The organism is Actinacidiphila polyblastidii (assembly GCF_036353415.1).
In the GTDB taxonomy this organism is placed as follows: Bacteria; Actinomycetota; Actinomycetes; order Streptomycetales; family Streptomycetaceae; genus Actinacidiphila; species Actinacidiphila polyblastidii.
On record NZ_JAZEWV010000043.1, the window covers coordinates 35,650 to 53,905 of the forward strand.

General features: G+C 73.4%; 18 protein-coding genes. 3 read left to right on the plus strand and 15 right to left on the minus strand.

The annotated features are described in order from the left end of the window. Nucleotides 1-36 precede the first annotated feature (36 nt). From hemB to V2S66_RS30650, 7 genes are all read right to left on the minus strand, one after another. The gene (hemB, locus tag V2S66_RS30620; protein ID WP_330800006.1) at nucleotides 37-1,023 is read right to left on the minus strand and encodes a porphobilinogen synthase; all 987 of its coding nucleotides are present in this window, start codon (nucleotides 1,021-1,023) and stop codon (nucleotides 37-39) included. 191 nt (nucleotides 1,024-1,214) lie between these two features. After that, nucleotides 1,215-2,882, minus strand: a complete 1,668-nt coding sequence (locus V2S66_RS30625; RefSeq protein ID WP_330800007.1) for a bifunctional uroporphyrinogen-III C-methyltransferase/uroporphyrinogen-III synthase — start codon at nucleotides 2,880-2,882, stop codon at nucleotides 1,215-1,217. Then, the gene (gene hemC, locus V2S66_RS30630) at nucleotides 2,879-3,856 is read right to left on the minus strand and encodes a hydroxymethylbilane synthase (RefSeq protein WP_330800008.1); all 978 of its coding nucleotides are present in this window, start codon (nucleotides 3,854-3,856) and stop codon (nucleotides 2,879-2,881) included. Before hemC ends, V2S66_RS30625 begins: the two co-directional genes overlap by 4 nt. After that, nucleotides 3,856-5,193, minus strand: a complete 1,338-nt coding sequence (locus V2S66_RS30635) for a glutamyl-tRNA reductase (RefSeq protein ID WP_330800009.1) — start codon at nucleotides 5,191-5,193, stop codon at nucleotides 3,856-3,858. Before V2S66_RS30635 ends, hemC begins: the two co-directional genes overlap by 1 nt. Further along, nucleotides 5,190-5,900: a redox-sensing transcriptional repressor Rex gene (locus V2S66_RS30640; RefSeq protein ID WP_330800010.1), complete on the minus strand. Its 711-nt coding sequence runs from the start codon at nucleotides 5,898-5,900 to the stop codon at nucleotides 5,190-5,192. Before V2S66_RS30640 ends, V2S66_RS30635 begins: the two co-directional genes overlap by 4 nt. Before the next feature lie 131 nt (nucleotides 5,901-6,031). Then, entirely contained in the window at nucleotides 6,032-6,712 is a 681-nt protein-coding gene (locus V2S66_RS30645) for a 3'-5' exonuclease (protein ID WP_330800011.1), read from the minus strand. 262 nt (nucleotides 6,713-6,974) lie between these two features. Then, complete coding sequence (locus V2S66_RS30650) at nucleotides 6,975-7,229, minus strand: glutaredoxin family protein (protein ID WP_330800012.1); 255 nt, start codon at nucleotides 7,227-7,229, stop codon at nucleotides 6,975-6,977. A gap of 83 nt (nucleotides 7,230-7,312) precedes the next feature. Between V2S66_RS30650 and V2S66_RS30655 the strand changes: the two genes are divergently transcribed. From V2S66_RS30655 to V2S66_RS30665, 3 genes are all read left to right on the plus strand, one after another. Then, nucleotides 7,313-8,278: an HAD family hydrolase gene (locus tag V2S66_RS30655; RefSeq protein ID WP_330800013.1), complete on the plus strand. Its 966-nt coding sequence runs from the start codon at nucleotides 7,313-7,315 to the stop codon at nucleotides 8,276-8,278. A 370-nt stretch (nucleotides 8,279-8,648) separates the two neighbouring features. Further along, nucleotides 8,649-9,473 carry an ECF subfamily RNA polymerase sigma factor, BldN family gene (locus tag V2S66_RS30660; RefSeq protein WP_330800014.1) on the plus strand — a complete coding sequence of 275 codons (825 nt, stop codon included), beginning with the start codon at nucleotides 8,649-8,651 and terminating at the stop codon, nucleotides 9,471-9,473. Between the two features lie 205 nt (nucleotides 9,474-9,678). Further along, nucleotides 9,679-11,001 (plus strand): DUF5667 domain-containing protein, encoded by a 1,323-nt coding sequence (locus V2S66_RS30665; RefSeq protein WP_330800015.1) that lies wholly within the window; start codon nucleotides 9,679-9,681, stop codon nucleotides 10,999-11,001. 21 nt (nucleotides 11,002-11,022) lie between these two features. On the opposite strand, the gene V2S66_RS30670 is transcribed toward V2S66_RS30665, so the two are convergent. From V2S66_RS30670 to V2S66_RS30705, 8 genes are all read right to left on the minus strand, one after another. Then, the gene (locus V2S66_RS30670) at nucleotides 11,023-12,141 is read right to left on the minus strand and encodes a lysophospholipid acyltransferase family protein (RefSeq protein WP_330800016.1); all 1,119 of its coding nucleotides are present in this window, start codon (nucleotides 12,139-12,141) and stop codon (nucleotides 11,023-11,025) included. Nucleotides 12,142-12,311: 170 nt separating this feature from the next. Beyond that, complete coding sequence (locus tag V2S66_RS30675; RefSeq protein WP_330800017.1) at nucleotides 12,312-13,352, minus strand: NAD-dependent epimerase/dehydratase family protein; 1,041 nt, start codon at nucleotides 13,350-13,352, stop codon at nucleotides 12,312-12,314. Between the two features lie 157 nt (nucleotides 13,353-13,509). Next, nucleotides 13,510-13,725: a 30S ribosomal protein bS22 gene (locus V2S66_RS34730; RefSeq protein WP_461949947.1), complete on the minus strand. Its 216-nt coding sequence runs from the start codon at nucleotides 13,723-13,725 to the stop codon at nucleotides 13,510-13,512. A gap of 32 nt (nucleotides 13,726-13,757) precedes the next feature. Then, on the minus strand, nucleotides 13,758-13,970 hold the full coding sequence (locus tag V2S66_RS30685; RefSeq protein WP_176930343.1) for a helix-turn-helix domain-containing protein: 213 nt from the start codon (nucleotides 13,968-13,970) through the stop codon (nucleotides 13,758-13,760). Nucleotides 13,971-14,097: 127 nt separating this feature from the next. Next, nucleotides 14,098-14,931, minus strand: a complete 834-nt coding sequence (locus V2S66_RS30690; protein ID WP_330800018.1) for a phosphatase — start codon at nucleotides 14,929-14,931, stop codon at nucleotides 14,098-14,100. Nucleotides 14,932-15,065: 134 nt separating this feature from the next. Next, on the minus strand, nucleotides 15,066-16,241 hold the full coding sequence (locus V2S66_RS30695; protein ID WP_330800019.1) for an acetoin utilization protein AcuC: 1,176 nt from the start codon (nucleotides 16,239-16,241) through the stop codon (nucleotides 15,066-15,068). After that, the gene (locus tag V2S66_RS30700) at nucleotides 16,210-17,442 is read right to left on the minus strand and encodes an MFS transporter (protein WP_330800020.1); all 1,233 of its coding nucleotides are present in this window, start codon (nucleotides 17,440-17,442) and stop codon (nucleotides 16,210-16,212) included. Before V2S66_RS30700 ends, V2S66_RS30695 begins: the two co-directional genes overlap by 32 nt. An 85-nt stretch (nucleotides 17,443-17,527) precedes the next feature. Continuing rightward, nucleotides 17,528-18,175, minus strand: a complete 648-nt coding sequence (locus tag V2S66_RS30705) for an HAD family hydrolase (RefSeq protein ID WP_330800021.1) — start codon at nucleotides 18,173-18,175, stop codon at nucleotides 17,528-17,530. Between the last annotated feature and the right edge of the window lie 81 nt (nucleotides 18,176-18,256).

The window sequence follows — 18,256 nt, forward strand, 5'->3', positions numbered from 1 at the left end:
CCTCGCCGGTCCGCGGACACGGGACCTCGGTCGAAACTACAGCCGCTGGGCGACTTCGGTGGCCCAGTAGGTCAGGATCATGTTCGCCCCGGCCCGCCGGATCGACGTCAGCGTCTCGTCGATCGTACGGTCCCGGTCGATCCAGCCGTTCGCCGCAGCCGCCTCGACCATCGCGTACTCGCCGGAGACCTGGTACGCCGCGACCGGCACGTCCACCGCGGCGGCGACCTTCGTCAGCACGTCCAGGTAGGGCAGCGCGGGCTTGACCATGACCATGTCGGCGCCCTCGGCGAGGTCCAGGGCCAGTTCGCGCATCGACTCGCGGAGGTTCGCCGGGTCCTGCTGGTAGGTCTTGCGGTCGCCCTTGAGCGAGGAGTTCACGGCCTCGCGGAACGGCCCGAAGAAGGAGGAGGCGTACTTCACGGTGTAGGCGAGGATCGACACGTCCTGGTGACCCGCCGCGTCCAGCGCCGCGCGGACCACGCCGACCTGGCCGTCCATCATGCCCGAGGGTCCCACCACGTGGGCGCCAGCGTCGGCCTGCACGCGGGCCATCTCGGCGTAGTGCGCCAGCGTCGCGTCGTTGTCGACCCGGCCGTGCGCGTCGAGGACGCCGCAGTGGCCGTGGTCGGTGTTCTCGTCCAGGCACAGGTCGGACATCACCACGAGCGCGTCGCCGACCTCCTCGACGACGTCGCGGATCGCCTGCTGGAGGATGCCGTCCGGGTCGGTGCCGGCGCTGCCCACCGCGTCCTTCACCTCGGGCACCCCGAACAGCATGATGCCGCCGACGCCGGCCTCGGCGGCCTCCACGGCCGCCTTGCGCAGCGTCTCGCGGGTGTGCTGGACGACGCCGGGCATCGAGGAGACCGGGACGGGGTCGCTGATCCCCTCGCGGACGAACGCCGGCAGGATCAGCTCGGCGGCGCTCAGCCGCGTCTCGGCGACCAGACGGCGCATCGCGGGGGTGGTCCGCAGCCGCCGCGGCCGCGTCCCGGGGTACTCGCCGTACGTGCCGGTCATATCCGTCTCCAACCACGAGGAATCGCTTCCACGGTACGCCCGCCCCCGCCGTGGTTTTCCCGACGCCGAGTCGGACTTTTCACCCCCCGGGAACGGGCGCGGCGGCGCTGCGCGGGGCGCGGCGGACCGGCCCGGGGGCGTTCCCTCCGGGCCGGCGGCCGGCCGCCGCGGCGGCCGGCCGGGGGGCGGCGCTAGACGCGGGCGCGGCGGCGGGCGCCGGGGCGGCGCTCGCTGGGCCGGGTGACGGGGTCCCCCGCCTGCTCAGCGGCCTCGCGGCGGGCGGTGCCGAAGTCCGCCAGCGCCTGCGCGAGGGCGTGCACGGACGGCTCGGGAGCCATCACGTCGACCCGCAGCCCGTGCTCCTCCGCGGTCTTCGCGGTGGCCGGGCCGATGCACGCGATCACCGTCACGTTGTGCGGCTTGCCGGCGATGCCGACGAGATTGCGCACGGTCGAAGAAGAGGTGAAGAGCACCGCGTCGAAGCCGCCGCCCTTGATCGCCTCGCGGGTGTCGGCGGGCGGCGGCGAGGCGCGCACCGTGCGGTACGCGGTCACGTCGTCGACCTCCCAGCCCAGCTCGACAAGCCCCGCCACCAGCGTCTCGGTGGCGATGTCGGCGCGCGGCAGGAACACCCGGTCGATCGGGTCGAAGACCGGGTCGTACGGCGGCCAGTCGTCGAGCAGGCCCGCGGCGGACTGCTCACCGCTGGGCACCAGGTCCGGCTTCACACCGAACTCCACCAGCGCCTGCGCGGTCTGCTCGCCCACGGCGGCGACCTTTATCCCGGCGAACGCCCGCGCGTCGAGGCCGTACTCCTCGAACTTCTCGCGCACCGCCTTCACCGCGTTGACGGAGGTGAAGGCGATCCACTCGTAGCGGCCGGTGACCAGGCCCTTGACGGCGCGTTCCATCTGCTGCGGGGTGCGCGGGGGCTCGACCGCGATGGTCGGCACCTCGTGCGGCACCGCACCATAGGAGCGCAGCTGGTCGGAGAGCGAGGCGGCCTGCTCCTTGGTGCGGGGCACCAGGACCCGCCAGCCGAAGAGCGGCTTGGTCTCGAACCACGACAGGTGCCTGCGCTGCGCGGTGCGCTCCCCCACCACGGCTATCGCCGCGATCGGCCCCTCGGGCGTGGGCAGCGCCTTGGTCGCCTTCAGCTCGGCGGCGATGCCGGCCAGCGTGGCGGACCAGGTGCGCTGCCGGGTCGTGGTGCCGGCCACGGTGACGGTCAGCGCGGTGTCGGGCTTGCGGCCGCAGGCGATCAGCTCGGCGGCCGCGGCGGCGACGGTCTGCAGCGTGGTGGAGACCACCAGCGTCGCGTCGCTCGCGCCCGCCTCGGTCCAGCACCGGTCGGAGGCGGTGGACGCGTCGACGAAGCGGACGTCCCCGCTGAGCGGCACACCCGCGTAGGCGGGCACGCCGAGCGCGGCGGAGACGCCCGGCACCACCTCGAACGGGATGCCCGCGTGGGCGCAGGCCAGCATCTCCGCGGCGGCCGAGGAGTCCATGCCGGGGTCCCCGGCGATGGCACGGACCACCCGCTTGCCGGTCCGCGCGGACGACATGACAAGCTGTGAGGCGACGGCGGACAACTGGGTGCCGGGGTCCAACACCTGTCCCTCCGCGCAGGGTTCGGCCGTGCCCACGTCGGCGCGGGCGTGCGCGCGGACCACGTCCAGCACGGGCGCGTCGCCGACCAGCACGTCGGCGCGGGCCAGCGCCTCGACGGCGCGCAGGGTCAGCAGTCCGGGGTCGCCCGGACCTGCCCCGAGGAAGGTGACGTGCCCGGACGCGGTCCCGCTGGGACCCGCGGCGGCGGCACCGGCGGTATCGGTTGTAACGACGGCGGCGGGGTTCAAGGTGTGCGCTCCCCCATAAGACCGGCCGCGCCCTTCGCCAGCATCGCGGCGGCGAGGTCGCGGCCCAGGGCCCGCGCCTGCTCGTCCGATGCCGGTACGGGGCCGGTGGTGGACATCTGCACCAGCGTGGCGCCGTCGGTGGTACCGACGATGCCGCGCAGGCGCAGCTCGGTAACCTGCCCGTCGTCCACCAGGTCGGCGAGCGCGCCCACGGGGGCGGAGCAGCCGGCCTCGAGGGCGGCGAGCAGGGATCGCTCGGCGGTCACGGCGGCCCGGGTGACCGGGTCGTCGAGCTCGGCGAGCTGTGCGGCCAGCTCCGGGTCGGAGGCGGCGCACTCCACGGCCAGCGCCCCCTGGCCGGGAGCGGGCAGTACGGCGTCGACGGCGATCAGCTCGCTCGCCTCGGCGAGCCGGCCGATACGGTTGAGCCCGGCAGCGGCCAGCACGACGGCGTCGAGCTTGCCGGAAGTAACGTACCCGATCCGGGTGTCAACGTTGCCACGGATCGGGACCGTCTCGATGTCCCGGCCGTGTGACCGTGCCCACGCGTTGAGCTGGGCCATCCGGCGCGGCGACCCGGTGCCGACGCGGGCGCCGGACGGCAGCTCGGCGAAGGTCAGGCCGTCGCGGGCGATCAGTGCGTCCCGCGGGTCCTCGCGGACCGGGATCGCGGCCAGCACCAGCCCCTCGGCGGGCGTCGTCGGCAGGTCCTTCAGGCTGTGCACGGCGAAGTCGATGTCGCCGGCGAGCAGCGCGTCGCGCAGCGCCGACACGAAGACGCCGGTGCCGCCGATTCGCGCCAGGTCCTCCTTGGACACGTCCCCGTACGTGGTGATCTCCACGAGTTCGACGTCCCGCCCGGTGACCTGCCGCACCTGCTCGGCGACCATCCCGGACTGCGCCATGGCGAGCTTGCTGCGCCGCGTCCCCAGCCGCAGGGCCGCGCCCTGGGGGACGCCTGCCGCGCTCTTCATCAGTGACCCTCGATTCGGTTCTGCGGCACCTGAGCCGGGTGGCTGACCGCGACGACGGCCTGCGGGTCCAGGTCGAAGAGCTCGCGCAGCGCGTCGGCGTATCCCGCGCCGCCCGGCTCGCCCGCGAGTTGCTTGACCCGCACGGTGGGAGCGTGCAGGAGTTTGTCCACGACGCGGCGCACGGTCTGGCTGATCTCCGCGCGCTGCTTGTCGTCCAGAGCGGGCAGCCTACCGTCGAGCCGGGCGAGTTCACCCGCCACGACGTCGGCCGCCATCGCGCGCAGCGCCACCACCGTCGGGGTGATCCTGGCGGCCCGCTGGGCCGCGCCGAAGGCGGCGACCTCCTCGGAGACGATCGCCCGCACCTGGTCCACGTCCGCGGCCATCGGGGCGTCCGCCGAGGCGGCCGCGAGGCTCTCTATGTCCACCAGGTGCACGTCGACCAGGGCGTGCGCGGCCGCGTCGATGTCCCGGGGCATCGCCAGGTCGAGCACCGCGAGCGTGGCGCCGTCCGCGCGGCCCGCCACCGCCGCCCGCAGGTCGTCCGCGGTCAGCACCAGGCCGGTCGCGCCGGTGCACGACACCACGACGTCCGCGCCGGCCAGCGCCCGCGGCACCTGCGCCATGCCCACGGCGCGGGCCTGCGTGCCCTGTTCGGTCAGCAGGTGGGCCAGCCGCTCGGCGCGCTCCGGGGTCCGGTTGGCCACGGTGATCGCGGCGACGCCGGCGCGCGCCAGCGTCGCTGCGGCCAGCGAGGACATGGAGCCGGCGCCGACGACCAGCGCGCGCTTGCCGGCCAGCGGGCCGGTGGTGGGCGCCAGCTGGTCCAGGCCGAAGGTCACCAGGGACTGCCCGGCCCGGTCGATGCCGGTCTCCGAGTGCGCCCGCTTGCCGACCCGCAGCGCCTGCTGGAACAGGTCGTTGAGCATCCGGCCCGCGGTGTGCTGCTCCTGGCCGACGGCCAGCGCGTCCTTGATCTGGCCGAGGATCTGGCCCTCGCCGACGACCATCGAGTCCAGCCCGCAGGCCACCGACAGCAGATGGTGGACGGCCCGGTCCTCGTAGTGCACGAACAGGTGCGGGGTCAGCTCGTCCAGGTCGACGCCGCTGTGCTGCGCCAGCAGCGTGGACAGTTCGGCGACGCCCGCGTGGAACTTGTCGACGTCCGCGTACAGCTCGATGCGGTTGCAGGTGGCCAGCACCACCGCCTCCGCGGCGGGTTCCGCGGCCAGCGTGTCGTGCAGCAGCTTGGTGCGGGCGTCCTCGGCGAGGGCGGCGCGCTCCAGCACGCTGACCGGCGCGGTGCGGTGGGACAGGCCGACGACCAGGAGACTCATGCGGGCATCACGGCGGGTACGTCCCCGTCGGGTTCCTGACGGTCCTCACCGGCCTTGCGCTGCTCGTGGAACGCGAGGATCTGCAGCTCGATGGAGAGGTCGACCTTGCGCACGTCCACGCCGTCGGGCACCGACAGCACGGTGGGCGCGAAGTTGAGGATGGAGGTGACGCCGGCCGCGACCAGCCGGTCGGTGACCTCCTGGGCGGCGCCGGCCGGGGTGGCGATCACGCCGATGGACACCTGGTTGTCCTCGACGATCGACTCCAGCTCGTCGATGTGCCGCACCGGCAGACCGGCCACCAGCCGCCCGGCCAGGGACGCGTCGGCGTCCAGCAGGGCCGCGACGCGGAAACCACGGGACGCGAAGCCGCCGTAGTTGGCCAGCGCCGCGCCGAGGTTGCCGATACCGACGATGACGACCGGCCAGTCCTGGGTGAGCCCGAGCTCCCGGCTGATCTGGTACACGAGGTACTCCACGTCGTAGCCGACGCCCCGCGTGCCGTACGAGCCGAGGTAGGAGAAGTCCTTGCGCAGCTTCGCCGAGTTGACCCCGGCGGCGGCGGCGAGCTCCTCCGACGACACGGTGGGCACCGAGCGCTCGGACAGAGCCGTGAGCGCCCGCAGGTACAGCGGAAGTCTGGCGACGGTGGCCTCGGGAATCCCTCGGCCACGAGTCGCCGGTCGGTGTGATCGGCCAGTTGCCACGGTGCTCCTGCGGGTAGAGCTGGGCTGAAGACGACCACGGTCTTTGGGGCCGCCCCGTGGACGCCAGGCTATGTCTTTGTGAACGCGTGCACAAAGATGGTGTCCGATTTGCCCGGCGGAAGTGATGGGCATCACGCGCCCCAATGCCGGACATTCGGCACCGATCGACGAGCCGGTTCGTTGCCTCGCCGCATCCAGAGTGCGTCGGCCGCGGCCAGAACACCAGACGGCTCCGGCCACCGCAGGCCGCCCGCCAGCGCCAGCAGCGCGGGCAGGTCCCGCACCCCCGGCGCGAGGTGCGCGAAGAGCGTCGCGGTCGCGCGGGCGTCGCCCAGCGCGGCGTGCGGACGCCAGTCCGTGATCCCCACCGCGGCGGCGCACGCCCGCAGGCTCAGCCCGTACGGCGCCGGGCCGCGCTCGGCCGCCAGCCGCATGGTGCACAGCTCCGGCACGTCCGGCAGCCGCACGCCGATCCTGGCGTACTCGGCGACCAGGAACGCCCGGTCGCAGCCGACGTTGTGGCCGACCAGCACGCGGCCGCTCAGCAGCGCCAGCAGCCGGCCGGCGATGCCGGCGAAACGGGGGGCGCCGCCCAGGTGTTCCGGCTCGATGCCGTGGATGTGGGTCGGGCCGACCGGGCCCTGCGGGTCCACCAGCGTGGTGAACTCCCCCTGCGGCTCCAGGTCGCGGTCCAGCAGCACCACCGCCAGCTCGACCACCCGGTGGCGGTGCGAGGACGACCCCGTCGCCTCCAGGTCCACCACCGCGAAGCCGCGCGGGGCGCCGGGATTCCTGCCTGAGACCGAGGGCACTCGGCACGCTCCTCACGATCGCCCCCGGCCGTACAAAACGCCCCCGATACTAGTCGAATCTTCCCCATCCGGGTAATTCCCCCGCCTTGCGCCCCATCAGGGGCGCGGGGAACCGCTCGAGCAACCCACCACCGGCACGCGGCCCGGCAGCGACCGCAATCGCCCCTCCGGGCGGGTGACGGCGCGCAGCCGTCGTCGCGGCCGGCCGCGCAGTTCCGCGCGCCCCTCGAAGACCCCGGGCCGCGCCCGGAATGCGCTGAGGTCAGGCCATGAGGGCGCGGCGCAGCCGCTCCTCGTCGACGCGCCAGAAGGTGTGCTGCTCGCCGTCCACCAGGACGACCGGAACCTGTTCCCAGTACCGCTCGTACAGCGCGGCGTCCCGCGTGATGTCCTGCTCGCTCACCGTCGCCCCGGTCTCCGCCGCGACCTTGGCGACGACCGCGCGGGCGTCATCGCACAGATGGCAGCCGGGCTTGCCGATCAGCGTCACGGTCCTGCCGGTCCTCGAAGTCGTCATGTGCGCCATTGTGACGCGCGCCGTTCACGCGACGGCTTCGCGGGCGCATCAGCCTTGCCCCGCAACGTGGTTATGCTCGCGCTATGGCCGCTCTCAAATGGCTCACCCCCCGTAAGCAGTCCGCCACCGAACGGAGCGTGCTGGCCGGCACGGCCGCGGCGGAGGCCGCGGAGAGCGCGTTGGCCACGCTCGAACCCCCCTCGCCGGAATCCGAGGCGCCCGGACCTGAGGCGCCCGCGCCGGCGGAGCCGGCAGAGCCCGCATTCCCGGTGCCCGGCGAACCGCGCGCCGCGGCCTTCTTCGACCTGGACAACACCGTGATGCAGGGCGCCGCGCTGTTCCACTTCGGCCGCGGCCTGTACAAGCGGAAGTTCTTCGACAAGCGCGACCTGCTGCGCTTCGCCTGGCAGCAGGCGTACTTCCGGCTGGCCGGCGCCGAGGACCCCGAGCACATGCAGGACGCCCGGGACAGCGCGCTGTCCATCGTCAAGGGCCACCGCGTCGAGGAACTCATGTCCATCGGCGAGGAGATCTACGACGAGTACATGGCCGGCAAGATCTGGCCCGGCACCCGCGCCCTCGCCCAGGCCCACCTCGACGCGGGCCAGCGGGTCTGGCTGGTGACCGCCGCGCCGGTGGAGACCGCCACGATCATCGCCCGCAGGCTCGGCCTGACCGGCGCGCTGGGCACCGTCGCGGAGTCGGCGGACGGCGTCTACACCGGCCGCCTGGTCGGCGAGCCGCTGCACGGCCCGGCGAAGGCCGAGGCGGTCCGCGCGCTGGCCGCGGCCGAGGACCTGGACCTGTCGCGCTGCGCGGCGTACAGCGACTCGCACAACGACATCCCGATGCTCTCGCTGGTCGGCCACCCGTACGCGATCAACCCCGACGGCGGCCTGCGCCGGCACGCCCGCGCCGAGGGCTGGCGGCTGCGCGACTACCGGACCGGCCGCAAGGCCGCGAAGATCGGCATTCCGGCCGCCGCGGGAACCGGCGCGATCGCCGGCGGCGTCCTCGCCGGCATCGCCGTCCACCGCAGGCGGCGCTGAACGAACGGGCCGCGGCGCGCGCACGTCGCGGCGCCCCGGCCCGCTTTCGGCGCGATCCGGCCCGAACCGGCTCGGTCGCGCGATTTCCGCCCGCCGCGGACCCCGTTTCCCTCTCCCGCCACACGGGCACAACACGCACTCTCCGCGACCATTTCACGAGCAGAAGTGGTCAACTCGTCCCCCGCGTTCGATAATTGACCGATCGTGAATCCGCACAGGAAGTGGCGGAAACGGCGATTTGAGCAACTCGGTGTAGCGTCGCCTGTACGAAGCGTTATTCTCCTCAGACGCAATCCGGTACCCACACGTCAACACGACGGGTGAACGGTCCCGTACTGCACGTGATGGAAGTTCTGCCTCTGGGAGTCCCGTGTACCCACACGACGGGGTTAGCACCTCCGGCCTGGCTACGTTGCGCGCACTGGTTATCGACTGCCTGATGCGCCCAGTCCCCGCGTACGCCGTGCCCGCCCTCGCCACGTCCGGTCCCACCGTCCCCGGCCCTGCCCACGCCATGGCCGAAATCAGCACCGCCGCAGGCAGACGCACCCGCAGCAGCTCCGCCGCCCGGCACGGCCAGGGCGGCACCGCCGCCTCCACCGCCGCGCCCCAGGGCGCCCACGCCCGCAGGCCCGCCTCCGACACCGACAGCGGCCGCATGATGGACCTGGTCGAACGGGCCCAGGACGGCGAGACCGAGGCGTTCGGCCGGCTCTACGACCACTACAGCGACACCGTCTACCGGTACATCTACTACCGGGTCGGCAGCCGGGCCACCGCCGAGGACCTGACCAGCGAGACCTTCCTGCGCGCGCTGCGCAGGATCGGCACCTTCACCTGGCAGGGCCGCGACTTCGGCGCCTGGCTGGTGACCATCGCCCGCAACCTGGTCGCCGACCACTTCAAGTCCAGCCGCTTCCGGCTGGAGGTCACCACCGGCGAGATGCTCGACGCCAACGAGGTCGAGCGCAGCCCCGAGGACTCCGTGCTGGAGTCGCTCTCCAACGAGGCGCTGCTCACCGCCGTGCGCAAGCTCAACCCGCAGCAGCAGGAGTGCGTGACGCTGCGCTTCCTGCAGGGCCTGTCGGTCGCCGAGACGGCCCGGGTGATGGGCAAGAACGAGGGCGCCATCAAGACCCTCCAGTACCGTGCCGTGCGGACCCTCGCCCGGCTGCTGCCGGAAGACGCCCGGTGACCGGCCGGTGTCCCCCATACGGCCCCGCCCCGGTCACCAGACCCGCGTAACCCAACCGGACCCGGACTCGTTGCAACCCATGCAGACACTTGTGTGCCACGCGCACAGCCCCGCTTTTCACCCGATCGGGTGCACGGCGGAGCGGAGCGCAACCATCCGGGCGGCACGGGGAGTCGAGTGTGGATGACGAGAGGAGGTGCCGCCGGTGATCGGACAGGCAACGGCACACCGCCGGGCGAACGCCTTCGCCCAGGCCCTGGAGGAGGCACCCCCGGGGGAGTACGGCGGTGAGCCCGGCGGCGACGCGGACGAGCCCGGCGGCGGCACGCCGCAGGGCGGCCGCGGCCAGCACGCGGGACCGCAGGGCGGCCAGCACGGCGGTCACGGCACGCACGGCGCCCACAGCGCCGCGCACGCCGCCGACCGGCGCGCCGACCCGGAGCAGACCGCCCTGCTCGCCCTCGCCGACGCCCTCGGCGCCCTCCCGCGCCCGGTCATGTCGGCACAGACCAAGACCGTCCAGCGGGCCCAGCTGATCGCCGCCATGGAGCAGGCCATCGCCGACGGCAGCCTCGCCGTCGGCCGGGTCCCCGAGCAGCGCACCGAGGGGCCCGGCAGCCACCGCGCCACCGGCCTGCGCAAGCTCGCCCCGCGCTCCCGGCTCTCCCGCCGCCTGGCCGTCGGCGGCCTGACCGTCGGCGTCGCCGCGGGCGCCCTCGGCGGCGTCGCCGCGGCCAGCACCAACGCGCTGCCCGGCGACCACCTCTACGGCCTCAAGCGCAGCATGGAGGACCTCAAGCTCGACATGGCCGGCGGCGACGCCTCCCGCGGCAAGGTCTACCTCGACATGGCCTCCACCCGCATGCAGGAGGCCCGCAGGCTGATGGACCGCGGCCGCGGCGGACACCTCGACGACGAGTCGGTCGCCGAGGTCCGCAAGGCCCTGTCCGGCATGCACCAGGAGGCCGCCGAAGGCCACCGGCTGCTCTCCGAGGCGTACCAGCAGGACGGCTCACTCCAGCCCATGGAGCTGCTCAACACCTTCGCCGAGTCCCACCGGCAGGGCTGGAGCGACCTGCGCGGCAAACTGCCCGCGCAGCTCACCGACGTGTCCGACCAGGTCAGTTCGGTGTTCGCGGCCATAGACCAGGAGGTCGCCCCGCTGCAGCCGCTGCTGCCCGCGCCGCACGACGAGCGCACCCCGTCCTCCCGCGGCGGCGACGGCGACGGCGGGACGGACACCGGCACGAACGGCACCGGCACGCCCAGCCCCTCCCAGTCGACGGCCGCCGGCGGCGGCCAGGACCCGACCGGCACCGGGCAGTCCCCCACCCCGTCGCCGTCCGGCACCACCCCGCACGGGCTGATCGGCGGCTCGGGCCTGCTCGACCCGCCGCCGGCCTCCACCGCCCCCGGCACCCCGACGCCCAGCCCGACCGGCCCCGACGACCACTCGGTGGTGCTGCCGCCGCTGCTGCCGGGGCTCCTGCCGGGCCTGGGCCTCAGCGCCGACCACGAAGGCGACTGACACCTGGCGGTGCGGCGCCGGTCAGAAGAACACCGACCGGCGCTGCACCAGCAGCTCGTACAGCGTGTGCTGGATCGTCTCGCGCACCTGGTCGGTCAGGTTGAACACCAGCATCGGGTCCTCCGCCGCCTCAGGCGGATAGCCGTCGGTGGGGATCGGCGCGCCGAACTGGATCGTCCACTTCGTCGGAAGCGGAACCAGGCCCAGCGGCCCCAGCCATGGGAACGTCGGGGTCAGCGGGAAGTACGGGACGCCCAGCAGCCGCGCCATCGTCCTGGAGTCGCCGACCATCGGGTAGATCTCCTCCGCGCCCACCACCGAGCACGGCACGATCGGCACCCCGGTCTTCAACGCGGTCGCCACGAACCCGCCGCGCCCGAACCGCTGCAGCTTGTACCGCTCGGAGAACGGCTTGCCGAGCCCCTTGAAGCCCTCCGGCATCACCCCGACCACCTCGCCGCGCTCCAGCAGCGACTGCGCGTCCTCGGCGCACGCCAGGGTGTGGCCGGCCTTCCTGGCCAGCTCGTTGACGAGCGGCAGCATGAACACCAGGTCCGCGGCGAGCAGCCGCAGATGGCGGCCCGCGGGATGGTGGTCGTGCACCGCGACCTGCGCCATCAGCCCGTCCATCGGCAGCGTCCCCGAGTGGTTGGAGACCACCAGCGCGCCGCCCTCGGCCGGAATGTTCTCGATGCCCCTGACCTCGACCCGGAAGTACCGCTCGAACAGCGGCCGCAGCAGCGACATCAGCACCTGGTCGGTCAGCTCGGCGTCGTACCCGAACTCGTCGACCTCGTAGTCGCCGCTCACCCGGCGGCGCAGGAACGCCAGCCCCGAGGCGACCTTCCGCTCCCAGGGGCCGCCCAGCAGCCGGTCGGCGACCGCCCCCAGGGCGTCCCCGAGCGACGGCTGCGCGGGCGCCGGCGGGTCCGCCTCGCCCGGCCCCCGGCCCGGCTCCCCGGACGCCCCCAGGCCCTCCTGCGGACGCCCGCCCGCGGCCTGCGCCGGAATCGCTGCCCCGGCCTCCGCTTCGCGCGGGGCCTGCGCCGCCGGAGCCGCCTGCCTGCGTCCCCGCCCGCGCGAACCCGCGGCGCGACGCCGCGAGTCCTCGTCGAACGGGATGACCTTCGCGTCGGTCATGGCTTCCGCTCCTTCCGCCGGTACGGGCTCTTCCGCCGGTACGGGCTCTTCCGCCGGTACGGGCTCTTCCGCCGGTACGGGCTCTTCCGCCGGCACGGACCTTTCCGCCGGCACGGACCCTTCCGCCGGTGCGGACCCCTCTGCCGGTACGGGCTCCGGGCCCGGGCCGTTCACCGCGGCCTGCCCGCGGGCAGCAGCCCGGCCGCCCGGTCCACCGCCTGCGCCACCAGCGCCGGAGGCAGCAGCCCCGGACCGCGGGAGAGCGCGAAGTCGTGGAAGGTCTCGGCCGTGGTGTACGCCGGCGTGAACCCGAGCGTCTGGCGCATCTGGCGGGTGTCCACCACCCTGCCGTGCGTCAGCAACCTGATCTGCTCACGCGAGAAGTCGGTGACCCCCGCCGTGCGCAGCGTCCGCCCCACCCACGTCACCGCGGGCAGCGGCACCGGCACCGTCGGCTTGCCCAGCCGCCGCGCGGTCTGCGACAGCAGCAGCACCCCGTCGCCCGCGACGTTGAAGGTGCCGCTGTTCAGCGTGCCCCGCCGGGCCTCCAGCGTCGCCACCAGCAGCACACCCTCGACGTCGTCCTCGTGCACGAACTGCAGCCGCGGGTCGTAGCCGAACACCGTCGGCAGCACCGGCAGCCCGAAGTACTCCGCCAGCGGGGTGTCCGCGCGCGGCCCCAGGATGTTCGCGAACCGCAGCACCGCGACCGCCACGTCCGGGCGGCGCCGGGCGAAACCCCGCACGTACCCCTCGACCTCCACCGCGTCCTTCGCGAAACCCCCGGTCGGCACCGACTTCACCGGCGTCGTCTCGGAGAACACCGCCGGGTCGCGCGGCGCGGCCCCGTACACGCTCGTCGTGGACTTCACCACCAGCCGCCGCACCGACGGCGCCTTCTGGCACGCGCCGAGCAGCTGCATGCTGCCGATGACGTTCGACTCCTTGGCCTGGGTGCGGCCGCCGGACCCCAGCACGGTGCCGCTCACGTCCAGGTGCACCACCGTGTCCACGGAGTGCTGCGCCAGCACCTTGCCGATCATCGGCTGCCTGATGTCCGCCCGGACGAACTCCGCGTCCCCCAGGTCGTGCCCGGGGACCACCGCGTCGACCGCGACGACCCGGCTCACCTCGGGGTCCCGCTGCACGCGCCGGACGAACCGGCCCGCCAGCGGCCGCGCGACTCCGGTGACGAGCACCACCTTGCCCACGTATCGCGCCTTCCTCCGGGGCCGTACTGCGGGGATGCAGCCACCGTACCGCCACCATGTTGCCCCCGGACGCCGAAACGGCACCCGAAACGCCACTGCCCCCTTCCTCCGCCCAGACGGCGGAGGAAGGGGGCAGGAAGAGCGGCGACCAGCTCGCCTACTTCTTGTTGCGGCGCTGAACGCGCGTCCGCTTGAGAAGCTTGCGGTGCTTCTTCTTGGCCATACGCTTGCGCCGCTTCTTGATGACAGAGCCCACGACTACCCTCGCTTCGGTTTCACTCGGTGCGGGGCGTCCGAGCCCACACGACCTACGTCGGCCAAGCCTACCCGCCCGGAGCGGACGAGCGTAACCGAGGCCCACGCAGACGGTCACCGGCCCGTTACCGGGCCTTCCTGCGGGCCTTCTCAGGCAGATTCCACCCCCACGTAGGACTCGCGGAGGTAGTCGTGGACGGCCTGCTCCGGAACCCGGAACGAGCGGCCCACGCGAATGGCCGGCAGATGACCGCTGTGCACCAACCGGTACACGGTCATCTTCGACACTCGCATCACGGACGCCACTTCGGCGACGGTGAGGAATACGACCTCGTTGAGAGGCCTGCTTTCAGTTACAGCCATGACACACCTGAACCTTCCGCACATGACGCCACCGGCTTCCCCTCCGGCGACTCCAACAGGCATGTGCGCTCCCCCACAGATTAGGGGCGGATGATGCAAGTGGGGAAGAGGAGTTGCGAACGGTTGACTACTGTGCGAGCCACGCCCGATGAAGGACATAACGTGTCATCGGCCGATAGTGGTCCGACCGGACGGTGTCGTCCACCGGCACCGCGACCGCCACCCGCCCCTCGGCCTCCGCCACGAACACCGCCGGGTCGTCGCAGTCCCCCAGGCCGATCGCCTCGATACCCAACTGACCTGCGCCGCAAAGGAATCCATGGTCCCCGATCACCAGCCGGGGAAGCGGACCGCCCCCCTCCGCCGCGGCCGCCAGAGCCGCCCGCACCGGCAGCGGCGAGTGGGTGTGCACCCCCGTCGCGCCCTCCTCCGGCACCCCGGCGCCGACCCCCCGCGGCTCCGCGGGACGTAGGACCGCCACCCCGCCGACGTAGCGCAGTCTGTGTCCGCGTACGCCGAATTGTGTCCGCACGTCCACGCATCGACCGTACGCCGGGGTCAGCACCGCACATCCCGCGGCCGACAGGGCCGCCGCCAAAGAGGCGTAGAAACCGAGCAGGCGATGCGGGTGACCGGTGCCCAGCAGCACCGGCACGCGGTCGTGCGCGGCCCGCGCCAGCCGCTCCGCGAACGCGTCCAGCGCCGCCACCGTGCAGTCGGGATCGATGGTGTCCCGCCCCGTCGTCAGCGCCGGGTCCGGCGACACCCCGCACCGCTCCGCCATCAGCCGCAGCAACTCCCCGGCGTCCCACCGCCCCTGCGGATCGAGCCCCAGGGTCAGCCGCGGATCACGCGCCGCGAACAGCGCGTAGCTGCGCAGGCTCTTCTCCCGGAGCGTCGCCACCCGTCCCGCCAACCCCACCGCCACCAGATGCGCGCGAAGCGCGCCCACACTCAGCACGAGGCCGATCGTGCCGACCGCCGGCCCTCCGCGCAGCCAGAACGCCCCAAACACACCCCGACCGGGTGAAGCCGGACCGGAACCGGCGCCCAGCCGAGGCCGCCCGGACCCGCCCGGACCCGCTTGGACCCGCCCTAGGGCAGCAGCCCGTGCAGCGGGAACACCGCACGCCGCGTCGCGATGACCGCCTGGTCCAGCCGGTCCGCCGGGTCGTACCCGGCCTCCTCGAACGACGCCCACACCGGAGTGCGCCCGTCGGTCATCCGCAGCGGCGCCTGCGCCCGCGTCCGCGCGTACACCTCCTGCCGCCACTCCTCCGGCACCAGCGTCTCCGGCGCCACCGGCGCCCCCGCCGCCACCGCCACCAGATGCGTCCAGGTCCGCGGCACCACGTCGGTCACCGCGTAGCCGCCGCCACCCAACGCCACCCAGCGGCCCTCCGCGTGCTCGTGCGCCAGCGCGTGGCACGCCTCCGCGACCATCCGCTGCGCGTCCAGCGACACCGCCAGATGCGCCAGCGGGTCCTCGAAGTGCGTGTCCGCGCCGTGCTGCGACACCACCACCTGCGGCCGGAACGCCGCCACCAGATCGGGCACCACCGCGTGGAACGCCCGCAGCCAGCCCGCGTCCCCGGTGCCCGCCGGCAGCGCCACGTTCACCGCGCCGCCCTCCGCGTCCGGCCCACCGGTCTCCTCCGGCCACCCCGTCTGCGGGAACAGCGTCCGCGGATGCTCGTGCAGCGAGACCGTCAGCACCCGCGGATCGTCCCAGAACGCCGCCTGCACCCCGTCCCCGTGGTGCACGTCCACATCCACGTAGACGACCCGCTCCGCGCCCAGCTCCAGCAGCCGCGCCACCGCCAGCGCCGCGTCGTTGTAGACGCAGAACCCCGACGCCGAGCCGGCCATCGCATGGTGGAGGCCGCCCGCGAAGTTCACCGCGTGCGCCACCTCCCCGCGCCACACCGCCTCCGCCGCGCCCACCGACTGCCCCGCGATCAGCGCCGACGCCTCGTGCATCCCCGCGAACGCCGGATTGTCCTCGGTCCCGATCCCGTACGCCGTCTCGTCCGCCCCCCGCGGATCGGCCGACGCCCGCCGCACCGCCGCCACGTAGTCCGCCCGGTGCACCAGCGCCAGCGTCGACTCCCCGGCCGCCGGCGCCGCCACCACCCGCAGCGCCCCGTCGAGCCCGAACGCCCGCACCAGACTCCAGGTCAGCCCCAGCCGCACCGGGTCCATCGGGTGCCCGGGGCCGAATTCGTACTGCGTTACCTGCTCATCCCACATCAACTGTGCGCGGCCGCTCATGGCCGACACCGTACCCGGCGGGCCCCGCCGCGAAAGACCTGGCGTACAGCAGCGTCGCCCCCACAAGCAGCAGCGGCACCAGCATCGCCCCGCGGTACGACCACGCGTCGCCCAGCGCCCCCACCAGCGGCGAGCCGACCAGGAACCCCACGTAGTTGAAGATGTTCAGCCGGGCGATCGCCGAGTCCGACGCGTCGGGGAACATCCGCCCCGCCGCCGCGAACGTCTGCGGCACGATCACGCACAACCCGAGCCCGAGCAGCGTGAATCCGAGCATCCCCACCCACGCCCCGGGCGCCACCGCCACCACCGCGAACCCCGCCATCGCCACGACCGTGCCGAGGCGCACCACCGCCACCGCCCCGAACCTCCGCACCCCCGCGTCGCCCACCGAACGCCCGATCAGCGTCGTCACCATGTACACCGCGTACGGCACCGTCGACAGCTGCTCCGAGCTGTGCAGCGTGTCCTGGAGGTACTTCGCCGACCAGTTGGAGACCGTCGAGTCGCCGATGTACGCGAACGCCATCACCAGGCACAGCGGCAGCAGCATCCGCATCACCACCTGCCCGCCGCCCGCACCCGCCGCCCCCGCAGCCCCGGACGCCTCCGCGGCGGGCCGCTGGTCGCGGTACCAGCGGCTCGCGACCAGCGTCAGCGGGATCAGCGCCAGCACCGCCGGCCCGTACAGCGAGAACAGCGAGACGTGCCAGTGCGCCCCCGACCACGCCAGGCACGCGCCGAGGATGCCGCCCAGGCTGTACGACGCGTGGAAACCGAGCATGATGCTCTGCCCGTACTCCCGCTGCAGGCTCACCCCGAGCATGTTCATCGACGCGTCGAGACCGCCCACGCACACCCCGAACAGCGCCAGCGTCACCGCCGCGGTCCACATCCGGTCGCCCGCGCCCAGGCCGACCAGCACCAGCCCCACCACCGGCTGCACCCAGCGCAGCACCGCACTGGGCCGCACCCGCTTCACCAGCTGCTCGGTGACCACGCTCCCGACACCCGCCAGGATCGGCACCGCCGCCAGGAACACCGGCAGCAGCCCGTCGCTGATCCCGTACCGGTCCTGGATCGCCGGGATACGGGTGACGAGCATCGCGAACAGCGCGCCCTGCGCGAAGAAGCTCACCGCGAGAGCCGCGCGGCCGTGCCGCAGGGCCGGAGGCCGGGTGACCGGCAGCGCGTCGTCCATAAGGGAGGAGGGTAGGCGCGGAGGCTACGGATGAGTAGGTGGCCGGGGGTCACGATTGCGATCACGCCCGCGGCTCACCCCACGCTCACCCCAGCAGCAGGTCGGGCAGCTCCGCCATGCTCCCGAACAGCGCCGTCGCGTCCCGCAACCGCTCCGCCGGCGTCATCGCCGTGAAGCCGAAGACCGTCATCCCCGCGGCCCGCGCGGCCTGCACCCCGAGCGGGCTGTCCTCGACCACCGCACACCGCTCCGGAGCCACCCCCATGCGCGCCGCCGCGTGCAGGAACAGGTCAGGCGCCGGCTTCCCCCGGCCCACGTCCTGCGACGAGAAGAGCCGCCGCTCCCCGAACCGCGCGTACAGCCCGGTGGTCCGCAGAGCCACCCTGATCCGCTCATGGCTCCCGGACGACGCCAGGCAGTACGGCACCCCGTCCGCCGCGAGCTTCTCCAGTACCACCTCCACCCCGGCCACCGCCCGCAGCTCCCGCTCGAACGCCGCGAACACCCGGGCGTGGTACGTCGCCTCGAACTCCGCCGGCAGCACCTGGCCGCTGCGCTCCAGGACGACGTCGTGGACCCGGTGGATCGCCGCGCCCATGTAGTCCCTGACCGACTCGTCGTACGTCGTGGGATGCCCCAGCTCGGTCAGATAGCCGGCCAGGATGGTGTTGGACAGCGGCTCACTGTCCACGAGGACGCCGTCGTTGTCGAAGATGATCAGCTCGTACCGCACGGGAACACGGTACCCGGCGGCAGAACGCAAGAAAGCCCCAACCCCCGAGACAGAACTCGGGTGTTGGGGCTTTCTCTGAAT

Coding starts and splice junctions, on each gene's coding strand:
- hemB (WP_330800006.1), bottom strand. CDS start 1,023: ATGACCGGCACGTACGGCGAGTACCCCGGGACGCGGCCGCGGCGGCTG.
- hemC (WP_330800008.1), bottom strand. CDS start 3,856: ATGAAGAGCGCGGCAGGCGTCCCCCAGGGCGCGGCCCTGCGGCTGGGG.
- V2S66_RS30635 (WP_330800009.1), bottom strand. CDS start 5,193: ATGAGTCTCCTGGTCGTCGGCCTGTCCCACCGCACCGCGCCGGTCAGC.
- V2S66_RS30650 (WP_330800012.1), bottom strand. CDS start 7,229: ATGACGACTTCGAGGACCGGCAGGACCGTGACGCTGATCGGCAAGCCC.
- V2S66_RS30655 (WP_330800013.1), top strand. CDS start 7,313: ATGGCCGCTCTCAAATGGCTCACCCCCCGTAAGCAGTCCGCCACCGAA.
- V2S66_RS30670 (WP_330800016.1), bottom strand. CDS start 12,141: ATGACCGACGCGAAGGTCATCCCGTTCGACGAGGACTCGCGGCGTCGC.
- V2S66_RS30685 (WP_176930343.1), bottom strand. CDS start 13,970: ATGGCTGTAACTGAAAGCAGGCCTCTCAACGAGGTCGTATTCCTCACC.
- V2S66_RS30695 (WP_330800019.1), bottom strand. CDS start 16,241: ATGAGCGGCCGCGCACAGTTGATGTGGGATGAGCAGGTAACGCAGTAC.
- V2S66_RS30700 (WP_330800020.1), bottom strand. CDS start 17,442: ATGGACGACGCGCTGCCGGTCACCCGGCCTCCGGCCCTGCGGCACGGC.